14 protein-coding genes and 2 tRNA genes are annotated in these 21,156 nt (G+C 42.8%); 8 read left to right on the top strand and 8 right to left on the bottom strand.

Annotation, left to right across the window (positions count from 1 at the left end; translation table 11 throughout):
• Positions 1-18 precede the first annotated feature (18 nt).
• From L4D78_RS08130 to L4D78_RS08115, 4 genes are all read left to right on the top strand, one after another.
• Positions 19-106: transfer RNA gene (locus tag L4D78_RS08130), tRNA-Ser, on the top strand.
• Positions 107-232: 126 nt separating this feature from the next.
• Positions 233-309 (top strand) — tRNA-Asp (locus L4D78_RS08125).
• 369 nt (positions 310-678) lie between these two features.
• Entirely contained in the window at positions 679-1,689 is a 1,011-nt protein-coding gene (locus L4D78_RS08120; protein ID WP_428466443.1) for a patatin-like phospholipase family protein, read from the top strand.
• 6 nt (positions 1,690-1,695) lie between these two features.
• Complete coding sequence (locus tag L4D78_RS08115) at positions 1,696-2,670, top strand: alpha/beta fold hydrolase (protein ID WP_428466442.1); 975 nt, start codon at positions 1,696-1,698, stop codon at positions 2,668-2,670.
• An 88-nt stretch (positions 2,671-2,758) separates the two neighbouring features.
• Here the strand turns inward: L4D78_RS08115 and L4D78_RS08110 are convergent, their stop codons facing one another.
• The 8 genes from L4D78_RS08110 to ebgR all read right to left on the bottom strand — a co-directional run bounded on the left by L4D78_RS08110 (position 2,759) and on the right by ebgR (position 15,979).
• Positions 2,759-5,044 carry a cytochrome c peroxidase gene (locus L4D78_RS08110; RefSeq protein WP_428466441.1) on the bottom strand — a complete coding sequence of 762 codons (2,286 nt, stop codon included), beginning with the start codon at positions 5,042-5,044 and terminating at the stop codon, positions 2,759-2,761.
• A gap of 507 nt (positions 5,045-5,551) precedes the next feature.
• Positions 5,552-6,775 carry an L-lactate MFS transporter gene (locus L4D78_RS08105; RefSeq protein ID WP_428466440.1) on the bottom strand — a complete coding sequence of 408 codons (1,224 nt, stop codon included), beginning with the start codon at positions 6,773-6,775 and terminating at the stop codon, positions 5,552-5,554.
• Between the two features lie 338 nt (positions 6,776-7,113).
• Complete coding sequence (locus L4D78_RS08100) at positions 7,114-7,350, bottom strand: HP1242/YdcH family protein (RefSeq protein WP_428466439.1); 237 nt, start codon at positions 7,348-7,350, stop codon at positions 7,114-7,116.
• Positions 7,351-7,477: 127 nt separating this feature from the next.
• Positions 7,478-8,701 (bottom strand): sodium/glutamate symporter, encoded by a 1,224-nt coding sequence (gene gltS / locus L4D78_RS08095; RefSeq protein WP_428466438.1) that lies wholly within the window; start codon positions 8,699-8,701, stop codon positions 7,478-7,480.
• 633 nt (positions 8,702-9,334) lie between these two features.
• Positions 9,335-9,670, bottom strand: coding sequence for a hypothetical protein (locus L4D78_RS08090; RefSeq protein WP_428466437.1), 336 nt, complete (start codon positions 9,668-9,670; stop codon positions 9,335-9,337).
• A gap of 123 nt (positions 9,671-9,793) precedes the next feature.
• The gene (locus L4D78_RS08085) at positions 9,794-12,940 is read right to left on the bottom strand and encodes a putative bifunctional diguanylate cyclase/phosphodiesterase (protein ID WP_428466436.1); all 3,147 of its coding nucleotides are present in this window, start codon (positions 12,938-12,940) and stop codon (positions 9,794-9,796) included.
• A gap of 220 nt (positions 12,941-13,160) precedes the next feature.
• Positions 13,161-14,582: an amino acid permease gene (locus tag L4D78_RS08080; RefSeq protein WP_428466435.1), complete on the bottom strand. Its 1,422-nt coding sequence runs from the start codon at positions 14,580-14,582 to the stop codon at positions 13,161-13,163.
• A gap of 422 nt (positions 14,583-15,004) precedes the next feature.
• On the bottom strand, positions 15,005-15,979 hold the full coding sequence (ebgR, locus tag L4D78_RS08075; RefSeq protein WP_428466434.1) for a transcriptional regulator EbgR: 975 nt from the start codon (positions 15,977-15,979) through the stop codon (positions 15,005-15,007).
• Positions 15,980-16,565: 586 nt separating this feature from the next.
• Here ebgR and galE point away from each other — a divergent pair.
• The 4 genes from galE to galM all read left to right on the top strand — a co-directional run bounded on the left by galE (position 16,566) and on the right by galM (position 21,062).
• A complete protein-coding gene (gene galE / locus L4D78_RS08070) occupies positions 16,566-17,576 on the top strand; it encodes a UDP-glucose 4-epimerase GalE (RefSeq protein WP_428466433.1) in 1,011 nt (336 codons plus the stop codon).
• Between the two features lie 138 nt (positions 17,577-17,714).
• Complete coding sequence (locus L4D78_RS08065) at positions 17,715-18,770, top strand: UDP-glucose--hexose-1-phosphate uridylyltransferase (RefSeq protein ID WP_428466432.1); 1,056 nt, start codon at positions 17,715-17,717, stop codon at positions 18,768-18,770.
• A 24-nt stretch (positions 18,771-18,794) separates the two neighbouring features.
• Complete coding sequence (gene galK / locus L4D78_RS08060) at positions 18,795-19,970, top strand: galactokinase (protein WP_428466431.1); 1,176 nt, start codon at positions 18,795-18,797, stop codon at positions 19,968-19,970.
• A 30-nt stretch (positions 19,971-20,000) separates the two neighbouring features.
• Positions 20,001-21,062 carry a galactose-1-epimerase gene (galM, locus tag L4D78_RS08055; protein WP_428466545.1) on the top strand — a complete coding sequence of 354 codons (1,062 nt, stop codon included), beginning with the start codon at positions 20,001-20,003 and terminating at the stop codon, positions 21,060-21,062.
• Positions 21,063-21,156 lie beyond the last annotated feature (94 nt).

Below are 21,156 nucleotides of genomic sequence, written 5' to 3'. Positions count from 1 at the left end.
ATTATTCACCGCAATTACGGAGAGATGGCTGAGTGGCCGAAAGCACCTGACTTGAAATCAGGCGAGGGGCGACCCTCCTAGGGTTCAAATCCCTATCTCTCCGCCACATTCTAAGGGTCAGTAGTTATACTGGCTGCTTTGCATCTGGGAACGAGGGTTCAAATCCTCCATACCCAGAGCGTATCCACCACATTCTACAAGCCGGGTTAGTTACCGAGCTTGGCAAAGAATTGGAGCGGTAGTTCAGTTGGTTAGAATACCGGCCTGTCACGCCGGGGGTCGCGGGTTCGAGTCCCGTCCGCTCCGCCACTACAACGAAGCCTCAGCAGAAATGCTGGGGCTTTTTTGTATGCGTTGATTCTGAGTTCGCCCTTCGGTCGAATGAGTCCCGCTGGAATGCCAGCCCAGCCGTTCCGCCACTGCAACGAAGCCTCAGCATAAATGCTGGGGCTTTTTTGTATGCGTTGATTCTGAGTTCGCCCTTCGCCGAATGAGTCCCGCTGGTGCGCCAGTACAGGTCTGGCTTCTCTGCCACTTGTCAGTACATCAAATATGATAGGGCTACAACCATCAAGGTTAAGTTTTTCTTAAATGTGTGTGCAGTATATTTAAATTTAATTTACCGAAAGTGTGAGGTATTTTTTCAGTATTACATCGCTAACGGTTAGGGGAAGGCGTATGGCCGGAAAACACATTTCATACGCAGTGCATAATGTCGAGGGGTTGTCTGTTGACTGCCAAGATATTGCAAAAGTCGCACTGGTCACTGAAGGTGGTGGCCAGCGAGGTATTTTTACTGCCGGGGTGCTTGATGCATTCTTAGAAGCTGAATTTAATCCATTTTCGCTATTAGTCGGTACATCTTCTGGCTCGCTTAATCTTGCTTCTTATATTTGTGGCCAACAGCGGCATGCATATCGTGTGATTACTGAAGCAACGACGACCCCACATTTTTTTGATATTTATCGATATATTTCTGGTCGTGAGGGGCTGAACCTTGATTGGCTAATTGAACAGACCCAAACCAAACTTGAGTTGGATTGGCAGCAAGGCCGTGAAAATATGCGCCATCGTACCGTACTGGCAACGGCAAGCAGTATTGATTGTCATCAGGCATCATATTTCGATCTTGCTATTGATGACTGGAAGTCCTCGCTTAAAGCATCGTGTGCCATCCCTGGATTAAATCGTCAGCCTATATATTCAAAAAATGAACATTGGGTTGATGGTGGATTGTACGCACCAATACCAGTGCAAGAAGCCTATAACCGCGGCTTTCGTCATATCGTTGTGATTCGTACCGTGCCAATAGAGCAGCACTTTGACCATTGTTGGATGGCGAGTATTAAACGTGTACTAGGAAGAACAAAAGCTGCGAATATGATTTCAATGCTTTTGGAGCACGAGGATAATTATCGCAAGACTCAGGACTTTCTTAATAGTCCGCCAGATGACGCCACTATCTATGAGATCCATCCTCGTACTAACTTGAAATCTAAACTTATTGGCAGTGACTTGAAGGCACTAGAGACTGATTATAAAAAGGGTTATCACTCTGGCCGGTATTTCTTTAATACCATTGGTCGCCATTTTTCACTCGACACCATGAATACTGTAAATAATGCCTTCACTGAGGCGAATGAGTTTACTGAGAAAAACATGAAGACCAGATTTATGCATAGCAGGTAATTAGTGATGAATTCAGTATGTAAGTTGGAACTTGTTACCAATGAAGCGGTTTTTACCCAGTTAATGGAAAATGAAATTCATCAGATGTGGCAGCAACGTATACAGGGGGAGTTTGCTGGTGTCGACGGGATACCTATTCGTTGGACCAGTATTACTCACTCCGAAAATCGTGCCTGTATTGTGGTGGTTAACGGGCGTAACGAGACTTTCTGGAAATATCAGGAACTGTTTTATGAATTAAGCCGACAAGGGTTTGATATTTATGCACTGGATCATCGTGGGCAAGGGGCGTCTGGTCGTTTAACACCAGACTCTGAATTAGGGCATGTGACTAACTTTGATAATTATGTCATGGATCTACACACCTTCGTGACTGATATTGTTCAATTAGAAAACTATCAGCAACGTTATCTGCTGGCTCATTCTATGGGAGGAGCGATTGCGACTTTGTACCTTGAGCGCTTTAATCCGGCTTTTAACGCAGCTGTACTAAACGCCCCCATGTTTGGTATTCAAATGCCGATAATGGTGAAAAGGGTAGCGGCATCACTGGTTAAGTTTATAGAACAGCGCCAAACTAAACCACGCTATGCGATGGGGCAAAAACCTTATGTGGAAATGCCATTCAAGCAAAATGATCAGTCGCAAAGTGCGGTAAGGTATGCGTGGGGGAACTGCTTGTATCAACAGCATCCTGAACTACGTTTGGGGGGAGTAAGTTCCCGTTGGTTATGGCAAGCTGTAGAAGCGGCAAATCATTGCGTGCGTGAGGCGGATAAAATTGAAGTACCCGTGTTATTGCTCCAAGCGAGTAGTGACACCATCGTTGATAACCAAGCGCATTATCGTTTTATGGCGGAAGCGGGACAGTGTGAGCTAAAAGTTATTGGAGAAGCTCGCCATGAGCTGCTTATGGAAAAAGATGCAGTACGAAATCAAGTGCTAAATGAAACGATACTGTTTTTTAGTCAGCATACCTAAATATTTTATGGTGTAGATTTTGTTCTATAGCGACAAACGAAAGCCCCTGCATATTGGCAGGGGCTTGATTTAGTTTTGCAAATTTACACTAGCGGTATACGTTAATGTTCACCGTAGCAACATTCGACGCATTACCATCACTGTCTTTCACTTGGTAAGTGAAGCTAGCATCAGTATTACGAAGTGCCTGATAAGTGAATGAACCATTACCATTATCTGTTAGGCGACCATAACGAGCATTTGGTTCGCTTAGTAGTGTAACAGTCGATGGGTCTAGTGACGATGAGCCTGCATCATCGTTAGTCAGAACATTGAAGGTTACTGACTTACGATATTTCACCGTTACATTATCATCGTTTGCTGTAACGTCATTCGCCGATTCATAGAGGAATGGTTGTACAGGACCAAGGCCTTTCGCAGCACGTCCATAAGCACCTACAGCTGGAAGTTCAAGCCACTCATCAACAGCAATGCCATTGCCATCATCGATTACAGAGTACTCATCACCAACGGCACCATTTGGTACAAATAGCTGAGGACGGTCAAACGGTGCTTGTTCCCAACGCACGCGATCATCTGTCAGAGTTTTGAGGAACGCGACTAGCGCAGCTTTTTCTTCTTCATCTAAGTCAAGCGCAGTAATATCTGGGTCAAGATTAGATGTGTTGTCGCCAAAGCCCGTTGAGTCAGAGCTATCATCACCGCTACGGTTACCACCGCGGTTATAGAACTCAACCACTTCCTCTAGGCTTTTCATACTACCGTTGTGCATATACGGGCCAGTAAGTTCTACGTTACGTAAACCTGCTGTTTTCGCTGCACCATCAACGGCATTTCGCTCGTTAGGGTCGACGGGATCACCAGGATTTTCTTCAAAGGTATCCGGATCAACCTCGAAGTTATCATGTACGTCTTTACCCGCAGCACGGTCTTGCTCCTGACGAGTGAACGATAATGGGTTACCCCATGGGTCAACATCCCCGACAAGGAGGTCTTCGTCTGTTGGCGTTACGCCAATGTTGTAGAACCCGTTGTCATATAGCGCGACGTTTTCATCACCCATAAGCATACGTTCTACAAGGCCTTCTTCCGCATCTTCAGCGACCAAATCGCCAGCCGCACCTGTAAGCTCAGGACCATTGTGGCAGTTTGAGCACTTACCTTTATCAACAAAGATTTCTAAACCGTGTTTCTCTTGCGCGGTTAACGCATATTCATCACCATCCATAAAGCGGTCGAAAGGTGAGTCATCAGAGATCAAGGTTGCTTCATAAAGCTGAATCGATAAGCCCCAGAATAGGCTAAAGTTATGCTCCATTTGTTCATAGCCATCAATTTTACCACCGTAGCCCCATAGGTCATCAGCAAATGCTGCTTGAATCATATGGCGGTAGCTGGTTCTTAAACCATTATTTGGGCTTGCACTAAGTGGACCTAGCTCACTGTCATGTTTATCAACCAGTTGAATTCCAAGTGGTGTGAGGCGCAGAAGCTTTTTCGCCATTTCTTGGAATGCTTTGTTGGCACAAGTCATTTCAAAATCACTACCTGGAGGACCAACGGCCTGAGAAGCTGCACTTGAGTTAATCAAATTAACTTCTTTGAGGTCGATTTTACCGGTATAACGGTTGAAGTGCATAACACGTGCATCTTTGTTACGCGGACCAAACGGGTCGACCCCGTTAAAGGTATTATTAGCACGGCCATCCCAGAAGTTACGGAAATTAAAGATGGCATTGATGACCGTTGGTGTATTACGAGGTTCGACACGACGAGTGCCAATGTCATTGACATGGAAAATGTCTTTTACATTAATACAGCCCTCACGGCGATCACTAAACTGATTATCATAATCACTGCCAAAGAGATCATCGAACTCAGCGGAGTGAATACCTTGAGAAGAGGCTACATCATCACTGTTAAACAGTACTTCTGAGCTACGATCATCAGGATCCTCATACACACGGAATGGGAAATCGTCTGGCTTCAGCGTATAGTTTGGCCCGCCTTTACCTCCCGATAAGGTTGGATCAAAAATTTCACGCTTAGCTGGATCTGTATGCCTTAGCCCCGGACTTAATTGATTTTTAACCCGGTTATCAGCTCCTGCTGCAAAGTGACAGCTACCACAACTTTGGCCACGGCTACCTGCTTGCATGTCCCAGAACAGTGCCTTACCAAGCTTAATCGCCGCCTCTTCATCTTTTACATAATTTTCAAGCCCCGGCACGGGCGCTGGTTCAACCCCTTTTAAAGAAGCAACACTCGAAAAATCAACAGGTTCAGCGACTGCAAGCGTTGCTGTAAGCCCGAACGTGCTGGCGACAATTAACGCATTAAGCCGATGACGTTTATAGGTTTGTTTGTAATTCATCACTCACCCCTGACATCCATTTTTAAATTAAATGGTTTATTGAATAACGAGATAAATCCCGTGATATAAGGATGATTAAATCTGGCAGTCTCGATTATCACTTTTGTGATTTTTCTATTTTTACCAGATAATAAATTACTATTAAAAATTGAAATTAGACTTTAATTTAAGACAAAGAATTAACTGATCTGATTATTATTGTTAATGATAAAATTATCACATGTGATAATCAAAATTAAACACGTAAGGTGCTGAAATAAAAATGGAATATACTTCATGAGTCAAAAGCACTTTTTTGTCTATATAATGCAGCTGTTCATTTTTTGAGAAACTTTATAAAAATGATAACACTAATTAGTTTTAACTTTTTTGTTTTGGCTGGATGCAGAAGAACGAAATAGTTGTAATAACCTGCTAGCGGTGGGGAAGTAGGTAAAAAGTGTCTAACTAAGTGACAAAAAAAGCCTGACAATGTCAGGCTTTTTAGATGTTTGTTAACTTCAGTAATTAGGCGTGGGCTAATTTTTTCTCTAGTGCTTCTGCATCAACAGGTTTAGTGATGAAAGAAAGCAATACGTTAACTGCCATCATTACAGCACAGATGGTGTACGCTAGGGTATAGTTACCCGATGCGCCCATAGCAATAGCGGTAATGAATGAGCCAATGAAACCACTTACACCCCAAGCCGTGTATAGCACGCCGAAGTTTGCACCATAGTTTTTCAGGCCGTAGAACTCAGCAGTTAGTGTTGGGAATACCGCCAGTAGCGTACCGTAACCTACACCAGCAAGTGCAGCACCAACCATTAGCGTGAAGCTAGAGTCAAAGCTTGCAAATAGTGCCATGTTGATGCCCTGCATGATGAAAGCGATAGTCAGAGTACGAAGACCACCAATTTTGTCAGCTAGCATACCTGCAGCCACACGACCGCCAGAGTTAAAGATAGACAGAACAACAACTAGGAAAGCGGCTTCTTTGATGTTTGCCTGTTGAGCTGCGATCAAAGTGATGTTACCAATTACCATTAGGCCAGCAGATGAAGCAAGTGCAAACATTACCCATAGAGAGTAGAACTGCGGTGTTTTCAGCATTGCACGCCACTGAATGTCTACAGGCTTAGTTGCTTTTGCTTTGTAGTTAGCAGGGGCTTGTGGTTGGTAACCTTCTGGTGGGTTGGTAATCGTACTTGCAAGAGGAACAGCAATAAGCAGGATTGCAACACCTAGAATAAGGAAGCTAGTGCTGATACCAAAAGAATCAAGTAGAAGCGATGTAAGTGGTGCAAGGTATACTGCCGCTAAACCAAAACCAGCTGCAATTAAACCGTTTACTAGGCCTTTCTTCGAAGGGTGGAACCACTTCATTGCAGAAGGTGCAAGGCAAGCGTAAGCAAAACCGATACCAGCACCAGTCATAACGCCAAAAGTAAGAATTAGTAGCATTGGCGATGTCGCAAAGCTAGAAACAATCATACCTAGGCCAACCATTGTTGTACCAAGGATAAGGATTTTACGTGGACCCATACGGTCCTGAAGTACACCAGCTACCAATAGTGATAGAGCAAAAGTAATTACGGCAACTGAGTATGGCATTGAAGCGTCAGCATCTGTCCAACCCATATCGAGAACAAGCGCTTGCTTGAATACACTCCAAGCGTACAAAATACCCATGCACAAGTTGATACAGAAACCTGCAAGCAGGATCTGTTTGGCTTTCTCTAATTTATTCATTTTACTCTCAGTCACCACGACATGAGCAGCTATTCGAAGACGCTGGCTGCTACGTTAAAAAATTTTTGTCTTTATCAACAAAATTTGCATTGCTGCTAAAGGTGCGCGGATTCTAACAACATTTTTTTAATAGGAAATAGTGGGAAACATTCTGTTACAAATGTTTCTGCGGGTTCTTATTCTATTCATAATGATATTAACCAATTAATCCTATTTATTCAGAGGTTTATATTGGCTTGTGGTGCTGATGAGGCTTTGGTCAGAATTTGTAAATTGATATGCACTCCACTGCATTTTTGCAGTGGAGTTTGTGAATGAATAAAGTTTGAGGTGTGATCTTAATTCGAAAGAATGCTGAATAGTTTGTCTTTCAGTTGGAGGCGCTCAAGTTTGAGTTGCATGAAATGTTGATCATTTGTGGGGATGCTATTTCCTTCTAGACCTCTTATTTTATGGTCGAGGTGGTGGTATCTATCTGACATGTGCTTAAAATTTTCATCAGACATTTTAAGCTCTGTGATTTTGCCATGCATTTCTGGGTACTCAATAAAGAGTGCGTGATTTTCACCTAACATATTAATGACTCCGTATATCTGATTACTTACGGTGGGTGAGATATCAAACTGAGTATATTAATAATAGCTAGAGATAGCAGAAACAGAAAAGGCTAGGGTAACCTAGCCTTTGATACTTGAAGAAGTGCTATTGAATGAAACTGATATAGGTCTGCAGCACAATGAGGTTTGCAATATCTATAAAGAAGGCTCCAACAATGGGCACTACCATAAATGCCTGTGGTGATGGGCCATTACGTGATACAAGAGACCCCATGTTCATTACGGCAGTTGGTGTGGCACCCATACCAAATCCACAGTGACCGCCGGCAATAATGGCGGCGTCATAGGTTTTACCCATAAGGCGGAAAGTAATAAAATAAGCAAAGGCAGCAAGAGTCACCGTTTGCACCGAGAGAATAATAATCATCGGTAGGGCAAGTTCTAGTAACTCCCAAAGCTTCAAGCTCATTAGTGCCATGGCTAAGAATAGTGACAGTGAAATAGTACCTAATGCATCAACGGTTTCTTTGTTGATTTTGTATACTTTACTTGTTTCACAGATATTGGTGATAAACACACCGATGAAAAGTGCATACACAAAATCAGGAATACGAAGCCAATTAATTCCAAAGCCATCGACAACTTCTTTGACGTGAGCGGCACCCGCTACGCATATCAGCAAAATGAAAAGGACTTCGATACTGTTTTTCGATGTGATCCGATCTTCTTCGTGATCACTGTAGGTAATTAGATCAGGGTGCTCGATGTGATGTTTTTCACCCGAGCCAAATTCTGATTTCAGGTTGAATTTGTTAATCAAGCGCTGAGCGACAGGACCACCAATAATACCACCCATTACAAGGCCAAACGTCGCCGCCGCCAATGAAAGCTCAAGTGTTTGTAGCCCATACAAGTCTGCAAAGGTTTGTGACCACGCAGCACCGGTACCATGGCCGCCTGAGAGGGTGATAGAGCCGACCATCAAGCCAAGTAGAGGGTCTAGGCCTAACATCGTGCTTAGACTGACACCTACGGCATTTTGAATGATGATATAGAGTGTCGCGATTGCAAGAAATAGGAATACACGAGACCCGCCTTTTGCTAACAGTTTAAAACTTGCAGCAAGACCGACTGTAGCAAAAAACATCTGCATTAATGTGTCTTTAAGGCTTAACTTGAATGCAATATCGAAACCTTGTTTATGCAGGACAGCAATAAGTACTGCGACAATTAACCCTCCAACAATTGGCTCGGGAATGTTGTACTTTCGTAATACCTTAACTTTGCTATTAATGAAGTAGCCAAGAAAAAGCACAATAATCGCAATGAGAAACGATTCTAGTTCGTTTACTTGAATTAGTGTGTTCATGATTATGTCTTTTCATTGTTTTTTTAGAAGGTAATTTTACTCCCTAAAAAGACGGCTGCCTATATTGCTAACTGGTTCACAATAGTGTAGACCTGTCGTTGCATTTTTGTGGTGATTGTAGATTAGTGTAATGCCTTGTTTCTTGGCTTGTCTTACTTTTGCTTTGATTGTTACGCTGGTGTGTCTTGATGTGAGGTGGGCGAAATCAAGATAAAAGTAACGAGTGAAGTCTAAGCGCGATGAGTTTCGATATCTTCTTGCCATATATATCAGCAGGCTAACTGCCTTAATCTAGATGATGAAGTAAATTTAAAAGCATTATGACATAGGCATGACATGTAACTGACATGTTGCAGTGGTATATCGCTTGCTTGAATAATACTCTGGAAATAGCGAGTGATTGCTTATTGCACGTTTTGTTTGTGTATCACTCGATGTTTTTTTAAATTTTTTATACAAATATTTTTAAATAGATTCAATATGGTGAGTTTAAGCGTGGTTAGGTCGAAAAGTGAACAAATCCATAGTGTTAAAATGAGACAGAGTGTAAAAAAGTAGATGTTTGCTGATAGTTGCCTGTGGCGTAAATATGATAACGACCTGCTTTCGACTTGCAGGCCGCTCTATCGATGGTTAATTATTGCGCTTTTTAAGTTTTAGTGATTTACGCAGTTGATTAATGTAATCGATTCGCTCTGGATTTGCGGGTGCACTTTCATATTCAAGTTGTTGCTGGGCATGCGCTTCAGTTTCTGTGACACAGCGGCCATTCAAACGATAGTGTGTTTGTTTCGTTTCAAGTGTGGCTTGTTCAGACGCCTCTTCTTGTGCTTTTGCCAATGCTTCTCTGGCCAAGCTTTGGTTTGTAGGGTCTTGCACAACATGCTTGCGTCGAAATGTTGGACTTTGACCTTGCGACTGTTTGTCACGTTGTTTGATGAAATTATCTAAATGGTCACTGAAGCTCATAGTCTTACCTGTGTGATGCTTGTACTATGTTAAAGTTATAGCGGCTTGCTAAGAAAAGCAATCTGAAAGATCGGCCTTAGTTTACCGAAAGTAAAGTATTAGTGCACTCTAGGTATTTTTCTGCTAAATATTATTAGTCAGTATCTCTTCATCAGAGGCATAAATGTACAGCCTTTCAAAATCATCTATTGGTAAAGGCTTGCTAAAGTAGAAGCCCTGAAATTCTTCGACTCCCAGACTTGCTAGAAACGCTTCTTGTGAATCTGACTCAACCCCTTCGGCAACAACCCTCATATTAAGGTTATGTGCTAATTCAACAATAGAACGGGTTATTGTAATGTTGTCTTTATGCCATGGTAGGTCTTTAACGAATTCTCTATCCACCTTAAGAATATGAATAGGGAAGCGGCTTAGGTAGGCAAGAGATGAATAACCGGTGCCAAAATCATCAATAGCAATTTGTATACCGAGAGCTTCAAGTTTAACAAGCCGGTCTAAAGCCGTTTCAACATCCGACATAATAACGGTTTCCGTTATTTCAAACTCAAGGTGCTTGGGATCACACCCAGTTTGAATAATAGCCTTCTGTGTTGCTTCTACTAGATTAGAGTTTAGCAGTTGGCGTGCTGAGATATTTAAGGCGAAATTCAGAAAAACCCCCTGATCTTGCCAAGCTCTTAATTGGCTGCAGGCTTGCAAAATGAGTTGTTCACCTACTTCTATGATCAAACCAGAACGTTCTAGAATCGGGATAACGGTCATTGGAGGCTGTACCTGCCCCTCTTCATTTTTCCAACGCAACAAAGCCTCGACACCACAAATATCATGGGTGATAGAGTACACTTTTGGTTGGTAATATAATTCATAACGATCGCTACCAACTGTTTTTCGCAGTTCAGATTCAAGTTGTAGCTGTTTGATACTTTCTTTACCCATTTCATGGGTGTAAAAGCAAAAACGATTCCGGCCAGTATCTTTGGCGCGATATAGTGCAATATCTGCGTATTTACTGAGGTTCTCTGGTTGAGTTGTATCATCAGGCAATAAGCTTATCCCAATACTCACGGTGAGAAAAAGTTCGTTGCCATCAATCATGATCGGATAACTAAGCTGGCGGTTTATTCTCGTCGCTAAGTTAGCAATAATCGTCGGATCAACGGTTTTAGATATTAAAACCCCAAACTTGTCACCCGCCAGTCTGGCTAGAAAATCATGCTCTCTAATTGCATGCTGGAGCCGACGGGCGACAGTTTTAATAACATTGTCACCAGTATCATGCCCGAGTGAGTCATTAACTTGTTTAAAATGATCGATGTCTAAAGACATTAATGCAATGCAAGGCGCTGATTTATCGCTCAAGGCGAGGGCGTCAATTTTTTGCTGCAATAATGTTTTATTAGGTAGCTCTGTCAGTAAGTCGTAGTGGGCAAGTTTATGCAGGCGGCTTTCAAATAGAACTCTATCGGTTATGTCTTTTCCGGTCGAGATATAGTGACTTATCTTTCCACGGCTGTTCCTTATTGGGGAGATGGTCTTCTCTTCATAGACGATATCATCGTTAAGCTTACGATGAGCAATCATTCTCTGGATTGTTTTTCCTTCTTTTAGTTGGGTCTGCACATCTATGACTTCTCTGTCGCTTGTTAGGCTTTGCCGTAGTAGCACGTTTGATTGCGTGCCCACAATACCATGGGAAGTAACACCATTATGCTTTTCAAAAGACTGGTTTACATATTCAATGATCCCTCGGTTGTTAGTTATCAATATGGCATCAGTACTTTGTTCCAAGGCGCGAGACATACTTTTTAGTTTTTCTTCTCGTTCAATCCAGTAGGTAACATCGCGTAGATTAAGCAGTATCTCGCTGCTGGAGCTGTATGATGTCTCGATGGCTATGATTTCGATATGTTTCGTTTTTATGTTCTTAAGCTGGATTCGTGATTTTATTGAGCGATCACTTTTCATCGGTTGTTCATGGATAGCGTTAACAAGCTGTTCTATTTGCTTACGGGCTTGGAAGCCTCTCACTAATTTAAGTAGGTTACGTCCTGTTATATCCTTATCTGGAAGATTTAGGATGTGACGAGCGGCATGATTAATGGTGATGAGATTCATCTCTTCGTCGATAGTCAGCAAGCCATCGGGAACGTGTTTGAGGACCGTGGAGTACTTTAGAGCAACATCCTTTATTTCGAGATTAAGCTTGCGCTGGGCATGAAGCATTTGCAATAGGTGCCAAGATAAGACAATGCAGCCCGATACCAACGCCATAATCATGATACTAAATATAACGAATTTGAAGATCCGCTGTTGGGTAAAAGCCAGTTCGACAACGGCATTGGTCATATTTACGCGTGAAATAATTGTCCAAGGTAAGTCAGTACCTGAAAAAGGAAGGGTAAACGTTTCTTCACCAGAAAATGTATTACCTGAAAAGAAACGAGTATAGGTATAGAGGTAATCGCCATAAACAGCTTGCCCGCTTTGGGTCTCAAGGATCTCGTTCCATAACGCGGGGTGCTGTTGATAAAAATCAGGTTGGTTGGACTCAGAGTAGGAGGGCATAAATTGCCATTCGCTATCTTTTTCAGGGCCAAGTAGCCATTGACCATTACTATTTATTAACCAGCTTTGTGCATCGTTCCAGTGGTATTGGCGGTTAAGCTCACTGAGGTAGTCCTTTCCAAGGTAATTAAGTGAAATTAACCAGCTTTTCCCGTTAACTTTAAAGTGGCTTACAAATCTGAGCATGGGCTTTTGTGGCAATTCTACCTGGCCATTTTCAATGTTAAGATCAAATTGTGAGGTGTAGAAACTACCAGGGGGAATTTCTAGTGCTTTTTTAACATACGTACGTTGGCTTTTGTCTTGAAGCTGATCATTGGTGATGCTAACAGTTTGATCACCAAGCTGATTCACGCGGATAACCTCCATGCCATTTTCATTGATTAAGCGTACTTGGTCATAGTAGCGCCGTGTGCTGGAAAGCCTTTTGAACGTAGTGGTGAGCGTGTTTTTTTGCGTATCTAAAGGCACACCGGTTTCGGCAATTTCTTTGGCTTTGGCCGTTAAATAACGTAAATCATCAATAATGGGTGAAAAGTGCAAACGCGTAATATGAAGCGAGGCTTGGTGAGTACTGCGCTCACGTTCTTGAATACGTTGCTTGAGCTGCTGTATATCCTCGTTATAAATATAGAACGTTGCTGCTGTAGTAATAGAGAGCAGGGGAATTAACAAGGCTAAGAATCTGAGCAGCGCTATTTTCATACTTCTTCCGTGAGATATACCTTAACAGAGTTAAGTATAGCTACAATGCCACGTATTGCATATGAGCTTTCATGTTTAGTCTATAAAGTCATACATTGATCTCCTGATCTGTATTAATTTTTATGCATTATCATGATTTATGGCTTTTTATTTTGGCTATAAATAAAAAGACTCCACCAATAGCTCTGTATTGGTGGAGTTTGATTGGCGAAAAAATAGTTTAGTCAGCTACAGATTCTAGAGGCTGATTTTCAGGCGCTAGCGTTTTTTCATATTGGTTGTACTTCCACCATGCATAGCCTAGAAAGATTACAATGCCACCGACGTTGTAGAATATGATCGTCATAATATCTCCGCCCGTTGGAAATGTTGATGCAAAGAAGCCAATGGTGAAGATTACTATTAGTACTGATACCGTTGAGATACCCACAGCACGTGATCCCATCTTGAAATCACGAGGAAGGTGATCAAGCTTTAATCTCAGGTTTAGGTACGCAATCATAATAAACAGGGGAGGGAGCATGGAAGCAGCCGCTGTCATATTAATGATGGTGCTCATTAAATCTTGCACCGTATCTGAAGCCAATGTCGGGATAAACATTAGCGGGATTACAATGAGGAATTGAATCCATGCAGCGCGTTCTGGTACACCTTGCTTGTTTAGTGCTACGGTCTTTTCGCCAAAAATGCCTTTTGGGATCTCTGAGAAAAAGATTTTTACTGGTGTAGCAGTCCACATTAAGAGTGATCCGAGCATAGCGGTAAATGACACGATGCCAACAAAACGGTTCATGAGGATTTCGGGTAAGCCAAAATGTATCGCCATACCTTCAAATACTTGTACAGAACCACCTGTGAACTTTAATACTTCACGGCTAACAAAGACGTTGGCTAAAATAGAACCGACGGAATACAGTGCACCAATAAAGATACCTGCAATGATAATGACTTTAACAAAAGATTTTTGTCCGCCTTTTATATCATTGACATAAACCGCAACTGATTCGGCGCCGCCAGCAGCCATGAAAATCCAAGTGATCACACCTAAAAATGCCCAGTTAAATGTTGGTGTCATCGCCTCAATGGTTATTGGATCCGCTGGTTGGATTCCACCAAGTACTGCAGCGCCGGACAGAGCAATGTAAGAGAGCGTAAGCAGTAGCATTAGTGATGAGGTAATGGATGTGATTGGACCAAGTAGCCTTGCACCGTTGTTTGATACATACGTAGCGATAGCAAATAGAATGGTACTCAGTACTGCTGTAGTCAGCGGTGTGAAGATGTATTCATACCCCAAGAATGCATATGAAGCGTAGGCAATGATTCTAGGTAAAAGAGAAGTAAAGAAAAAGAGGTTAACAAACCAATAGGTATAAGCAGAAATGAATGCCCATCGCCCACCTAATGAACTTTTAACCCACGCATAGACGCCAGCTTCAGAGTCTTTGTTGAGTGATACAAACTCTGCAACAATCAGGCAGAATGGAATAAAGTAGAAAATCGTTGCAAGAAAAAACATGGGGGCAGACGATAGTCCAATCTCAATATTGTTGTTAATAATATTGTTGAAACTGTAAACAGCAGCAAAGGTCATCGACAGTAAAGCAAATTTACCTATCGTACCACGAGCAGATCCAGACATAGGTTTCTCCGATGTATCGCGTTTCATTGTAGGAAAGAAGGACTTGTTAGGTTGAGTCCAGTCATTTCTTATTCGTTATTGAATTTAGTTTTAGTGAAATTTTTTATTTTTATAAAAGCAGCGGCTTAAAAATCGATGCTTTGTGCCAATATCCTCTTGTAAAAACGAGGATGCTTCCATTGAGTCTAAAATTCTCTTTGAGCATGGAAGCGATTATCAAAAGGCATATTAGTTAAATATTTAGTAAAACAAAGCAGGAAAATGATTTACTTTTAACTCGATCGTGTTGAGTAAACAATTTTGTGAATGGGGTAACACAAAATAAAAACCAAGAGGAAAAAACTGTGATTTAAATCAAGGAGGGAAATGCGGTAAAAAAAACGGCGTCAGGACGCCGTTTATAAACTAACCAATTGAGTTGGTTATTTTGTGGTATCTCTTAGCTTTAATTTGCTTGGAACATACACACGTATAGGGATTGTTCTACCATCACGGCTCCGCTCTTGAAGTAAGTTGACACCTTGAGAGCCCATTAGCTCAGAGTGTATACGGAAAGTAGATAAGGATGGGAAGGTGAATTTTGCGGTTGGAATATCGTTGACGCTGATAAGTGCGATGTCATCAGGTATCGATAACCCTTTTTCATGGATGGCGCGCAAAACGCCGATAGCGATTGAATCTGAAGCAATAAACAATGCGCTAGGATAGTCGCCCTTAAGCATCTCTGTGGCTAATTTATAACCAGAGGAGCTTGTAAAGTCTCCGCGATAAATGTCTTTATTATTAACAACCCCCTTGAGCATGCCGTATTCATAAAAGGCTTGTTCTCGTATATCTGGCTTGTTGATATCATCCTGTCCACCAATAAAACCTATTCGGTCAACACCTTGTTCAGTAAAGAAATTGATCACTTCTTTGCTGATTTTAGTGAGGTCGATATCGACACAGTCAAATGAACGGTTGTAGTCGGTGTAGTCAACATAAACAATATTAGAGCTAACCGGTTTTACGGTTTCTATCTGCTCATCAGCCATTCCACCGACTAATAAAACACCGTCAACCTGTTTAACTTTATTACTGACTTTTCCTTCATAACTATTGGTTAACTGGATGCCTAAACGCTCACATTGAGTTTCTATACCATGTCGGATAGAGAGGTAATAGGGATCGTTGACTTCCGTATCTTGGCGATAGTTATAGATAGCCATGAAATGTAGCTTTTGTTTCTGCGAGGCTTTTCGAACGTGGCTGCTTTTATATTCTAGTTTTTCAGCGATTTCAAAAATACGTCGCTTAGTTTCTTCTTTTACACTCAAGCTCGGATCGTCGTTAAGTACCCGTGAAACCGTTGCTAGCGATACACTGGCCTCGGCAGCGATTTCTTTTAATGTGGCCATTGCGCCTCCAAATAAAACGTTACTGTGAGGAAAAGCTGAATAAACAATTGCAAAGTAACGTGTAATCCATTTGCTCCATAAATGAACCGTGATACAGAGCAAGTTAAACAAATAATTATTAAGATTATCTGCATTTTATGATGTTTTAGTAAAATTATCGATAGCGTTGAAGCAATGAGGTGGAATTTTGTTTGTTTTCCCCCTTCGTATAGTGTTATTTGTTTGTGATTATGGCAATGCTGTACGATAGGTAAATCGTTTACACTTGGTTTCACTTTCATGCTTCGGAGGGAATTAATACTGTATTGGAAATGAATTCTAATAGTAATTATGTTTAAATTCAATTCATTACTGCCAGATTGGTTATGAGGTGATGTGTTTTTTAATTATCTCATTTTGATCTTTTGATATGGATTAACAATACGTGAATGGTGGTAACGTTTACACTCTGTGTGTTCGATCACAGAAATCAACCAGCTTCCATTGGTAAACTTCTCGCCAGTTTAAGACATTGCCTTCATGCTACTGCGTAATTCACAAGAATAAACGGGGCTGGGTTTGTTGGTCGGGCATTCTGGAGAGATAGATGAAAGTATTAGTGACAGGTGGTATGGGGTATATCGGTAGTCATACCTGTGTGCAAATGATTGAAGCAGGTTTAGAGCCAGTTATTCTCGATAATCTATGCAACAGTAAAGACGCAGTTTTAACTCGTATTAATGATCTTACGGGCACTACTCCTGTTTTCTACCAGGGTGATATTCGCGACCGCGAAATCCTAGGCCAGATTTTTAGTGAACAGAAAATTGACTCGGTTATTCACTTTGCAGGTTTGAAAGCGGTGGGAGAGTCGGTTGAAAAACCGCTTGAATACTACGACAACAATGTACACGGCACCCTAATGCTGGTGGATGCAATGCAGAGCGCTGGCGTTAATAGCTTGGTTTTCAGTTCTTCAGCGACAGTGTATGGCGATCCGACTGAAGTACCAATCAACGAAAATACGCCAACAGGTAACGTAACCAATCCTTATGGCCGCAGTAAGTACATGGTTGAAGAGTGTCTGCGCGATATCCAATGCGCCGCTCCAGAAATGAGCATCACACTGCTTCGCTACTTTAACCCTGTCGGTGCACATCCGTCAGGCATTATGGGAGAAGACCCGCAAGGTATTCCAAATAACCTAATGCCATTTATCGCGCAGGTTGCCGTTGGTCGCCGTGAATTCTTATCGGTATTTGGTGACGACTATCCAACCCCCGATGGTACCGGCGTACGTGACTATATTCATGTTATGGATTTAGCTGATGGCCACATTGCTGCACTCAATGCCGTTGGTAAGAAGGATGGTTTACACATTTTCAACCTAGGCACAGGGAAGGGCAGTAGTGTTATCGAGATGGTAGATGCATTTAGCGAAGCCTGTGGACATGATATTGCTTACAAGCTATGTCCGCGCCGCCCTGGTGACATCGCTGAATGCTGGGCTGATACATCAAAAGCAGCACAAGAGTTAAGCTGGGAAGCGAAGTTCGATGTAAAAGCCATGGCTGCAGATACTTGGCGCTGGCAGTCAAATAACCCAAGCGGCTACTAATACCAACGCCAGATTGGCGTAATACGAATATTGGTACAACACGCATTTTAAACTGGGAAAGTTAGGCTCCCCCTGCTTTCTTTCTCGGCTTAACCTCAAATAATACGGCTCATTGTTGAGCAAAGAATCGAGAGTTTTATGTCTGATAATACATTCAATCCGGTTGACCACCCACACCGTCGTTATAATCCGCTAACGGGCCAGTACGTCCTTGTTTCTCCACACCGTGCTAAACGTCCTTGGCAGGGTGCAGACGAAACACCAGAAGTGGCTGACGATACAAAATACGATGCCGGCTGTTTCCTATGTCCGACAAATGCCCGTGTATCGGGTGATAAGAACCCTGATTATCAGGGAACGTATGTATTCAGTAATGACCACGCAGCATTAACGGTTGATACGCCAGACGCACCAAAATCAGATAACCCGTTATTTCGTTGTGAAAGTGCGCGCGGCTTAAGCCGTGTGATCTGTTTCTCGCCAGATCACAGTAAAACACTACCTGAGCTACCAGTGCCAGCTATCCGCAACGTTATCGATACTTGGAACGATCAAATTGAAGAGTTAGGTCAGGACTACGTCTGGGTTCAGGCTTTCGAGAACAAAGGGGCGACCATGGGCTGTTCGCAGCCTCACCCGCATGGTCAAATTTGGGCGAACAGCTTCCTACCAAATGAAATTGCACGTAAAGACGATAACTTGCGTGCTTACTACCAAGAAAACGGTACGAACCTGCTCGTTGATTATGCAAAATCAGAGATGGCAGATGGCTCTCGTACAGTGGTTGAAACTGAGCACTGGATTGCGGTTGTGCCTTATTGGGCGGCCTGGCCTTTTGAAACCATGCTAATGCCGAAAACGCATATTCGTCGCATGAATGACTTAACTAACGAGCAGCGTGATGATCTGGCGCTTGCGATGAAGAAATTAACGAGCCGCTACGATAACCTATTCAAGTGCTCATTCCCGTACTCAATGGGTTGGCACTATGCGCCGTTCTTCAAAGAAGGTGACGCATTAACTGATCATTGGCAGTTACACGCACTGTTCTATCCGCCGCTACTTCGTTCTGCCACGGTACGTAAATTCATGGTGGGTTATGAGATGTTGGCCGAAAGTCAGCGTGATCTGACTGCTGAGCAAGCAGCAGACAAACTACGCGCACTAACTGACATCCATTACCGTGAGCAATAAGCAGTAATTAGCAGGGATATAAAAATGACTAACCAAAAATCACAACTATTGATCGATGCTGTAAGCTCGTCATTTGAAGCGGTATTAGGCTACAAAGCGACACACATTATTCAAGCGCCAGGTCGTGTAAATCTAATCGGAGAGCACACTGATTATAACGATGGTTTCGTATTACCATGCGCGATTGACTATCAAACAATCGTTGCTGCGTCTTGCCGTAATGACAATATCGTTCGTGTTGTCTCTGTTGATTACGGTAATGAAACCAAAGAATTCGACCTGACGGAAGACATTACTTTCGACAACGACTGTATGTGGATCAACTACATCAAGGGTGTAGTAAAATGTCTGCGCGGTCGAGGTTATGAGTTTGGTGGCGCTGATATTTCTGTTAGCGGTAACGTACCACAAGGTGCAGGCCTTAGCTCTTCTGCTGCACTTGAAGTGGTTATCGGCCAAACTTTCAAAACATTGTATAACTTGCCTATCTCACAGCAGGAAGTTGCTCTAAATGGTCAGCAAGCTGAAAACGAATTTGTGGGCTGCAACTGCGGAATCATGGATCAACTGATTTCTGCAGAAGGCCAAGCTAATCACGCGTTACTAATTGATTGCCGCTCGCTAGAAACTAAAGCGGTTTCTATGCCTGAAGATATGGCAGTAGTAATTATTAACTCGAATAAGAAACGTGGCTTAGTGGACAGTGAATACAACACACGCCGTGAGCAGTGTGAAGAAGCTGCGCGCATCTTCGATGTAAAAGCATTGCGTGATGTCACTATCGAGCAGTTCAATGCACGTGTTTCTGACCTGGACGAAATGGTTGCGAAGCGTGCTCGCCACGTGATTACTGAAAACGACCGTACTGAAGAAGCGGCAGTTGCACTAAGCAACGGTGATATGAAACGTATGGGTGAGCTGATGGCAGAATCGCATGCTTCTATGCGTGATGATTTTGAAATCACAGTACCTGAAATCGACTTCATTGTTGACACGGTGAAAAAAGTCATCGGCGATCAAGGCGGTGTACGCATGACTGGCGGTGGTTTTGGTGGCTGCATTGTCTCAATCATGCCACCTGCGCTTGTCGATGATGTGAAAGCAGTACTTAAAGCGAAGTACGAAGCAGAAATGGGGTTGAAAGAAACGATTTACGTCTGTAAAGCAATGCCAGGTGCTGGTGAGCTGGTTTCGGCATAAAAGATAGCAATAAGGACTAATTCGATGATGATGCCAAAACACGTTGCTTCGTTGTACGAAACCATGACCCAACAGGCGGCCGTTGATGGTCGCCCAGCCCAACTATTTACGCTGCGCAATACCTCGGGTATGACGGCTACGTTTATGGATATTGGTGCAACATGGTTAAGCTGTACACTACCTCTAGAAAACACGGATCGTGAAGTTTTACTCAGCTACGCGACAATGGCGCAGCATAATGTGCAAACTGCGTACTTTGGTGCCACCGTTGGTCGATATGCCAACCGGATTGCCAACGGCCATTTTACTATCGATGGCACCGGGTATCAGGTCGATAAAAATCAAGGTGGGCATACGTTACATGGTGGTCCTAGTGGGTTTGATAAGCGCCGCTGGACGTTGAAAGAGCATACCGACACGGTTATATTGTTTGGTCTGGTTTCTGTTGATGGTGATCAGGGTTTTCCTGGTGAACTAACAGCGACGGTACGGTTTGAGCTAACAGAAAACAATGGGCTGGAGATTCAGTACGTTGCCGAGTGTGATAAAGCATGTCCGGTAAACTTTACTAATCATGCTTACTTCAACTTGATGGGGGCTCATACGGATGAAGACTGTTTAGCACATAGTCTGAGTATTAGTGCTGATAAGTTCGTCCCAACCAACGCTGAGGGTATTCCGACTGGTGAGCTCAAATCTGTTGAAGGTACTGGCTTCGATTTTCGTGAAATTAAAACCCTAAAGCAAGATTTCCTGATTGACGAAGAACAGAAGCTGGCAAATGGCTATGATCATGCCTTCTTGTTGTCAGAGCTGGTAACTGATGGAACTGCTATTGCAGTTCGTGCGACTTCACCTGATGAGTTAGTTACGCTTGAGGTAAAAACTACCAAACCAGCAGTACAGTTGTATACGGGGAACTTTTTAGCGGGCGAGCCAGCACGTAACGGCAAGCATATCATCCATCAAGGTTTCTGTCTTGAAACTGAATGTTTGCCAGATGCGCCTAACCACCCAGAGTGGCCGGGTAACAGCATTCTTCATCCGAGTGAACAATATAACCATACAACGACATATCAATTTGTATTTTAAACGTTGAGGTTACATTGTAACTATTATTGCAAGGCCCGCTAATAAGCGGGCTTTTTATTGGCTAGTGAACTGAAGTATTGTCCCTACGATAGCT

It is taken from the genome of Photobacterium minamisatsumaniensis, assembly GCF_050336695.1.
In the GTDB taxonomy this organism is placed as follows: domain Bacteria; phylum Pseudomonadota; class Gammaproteobacteria; order Enterobacterales; family Vibrionaceae; genus Photobacterium; species Photobacterium minamisatsumaniensis.
This window is presented reverse-complemented; position numbering and strand designations above follow the sequence as displayed.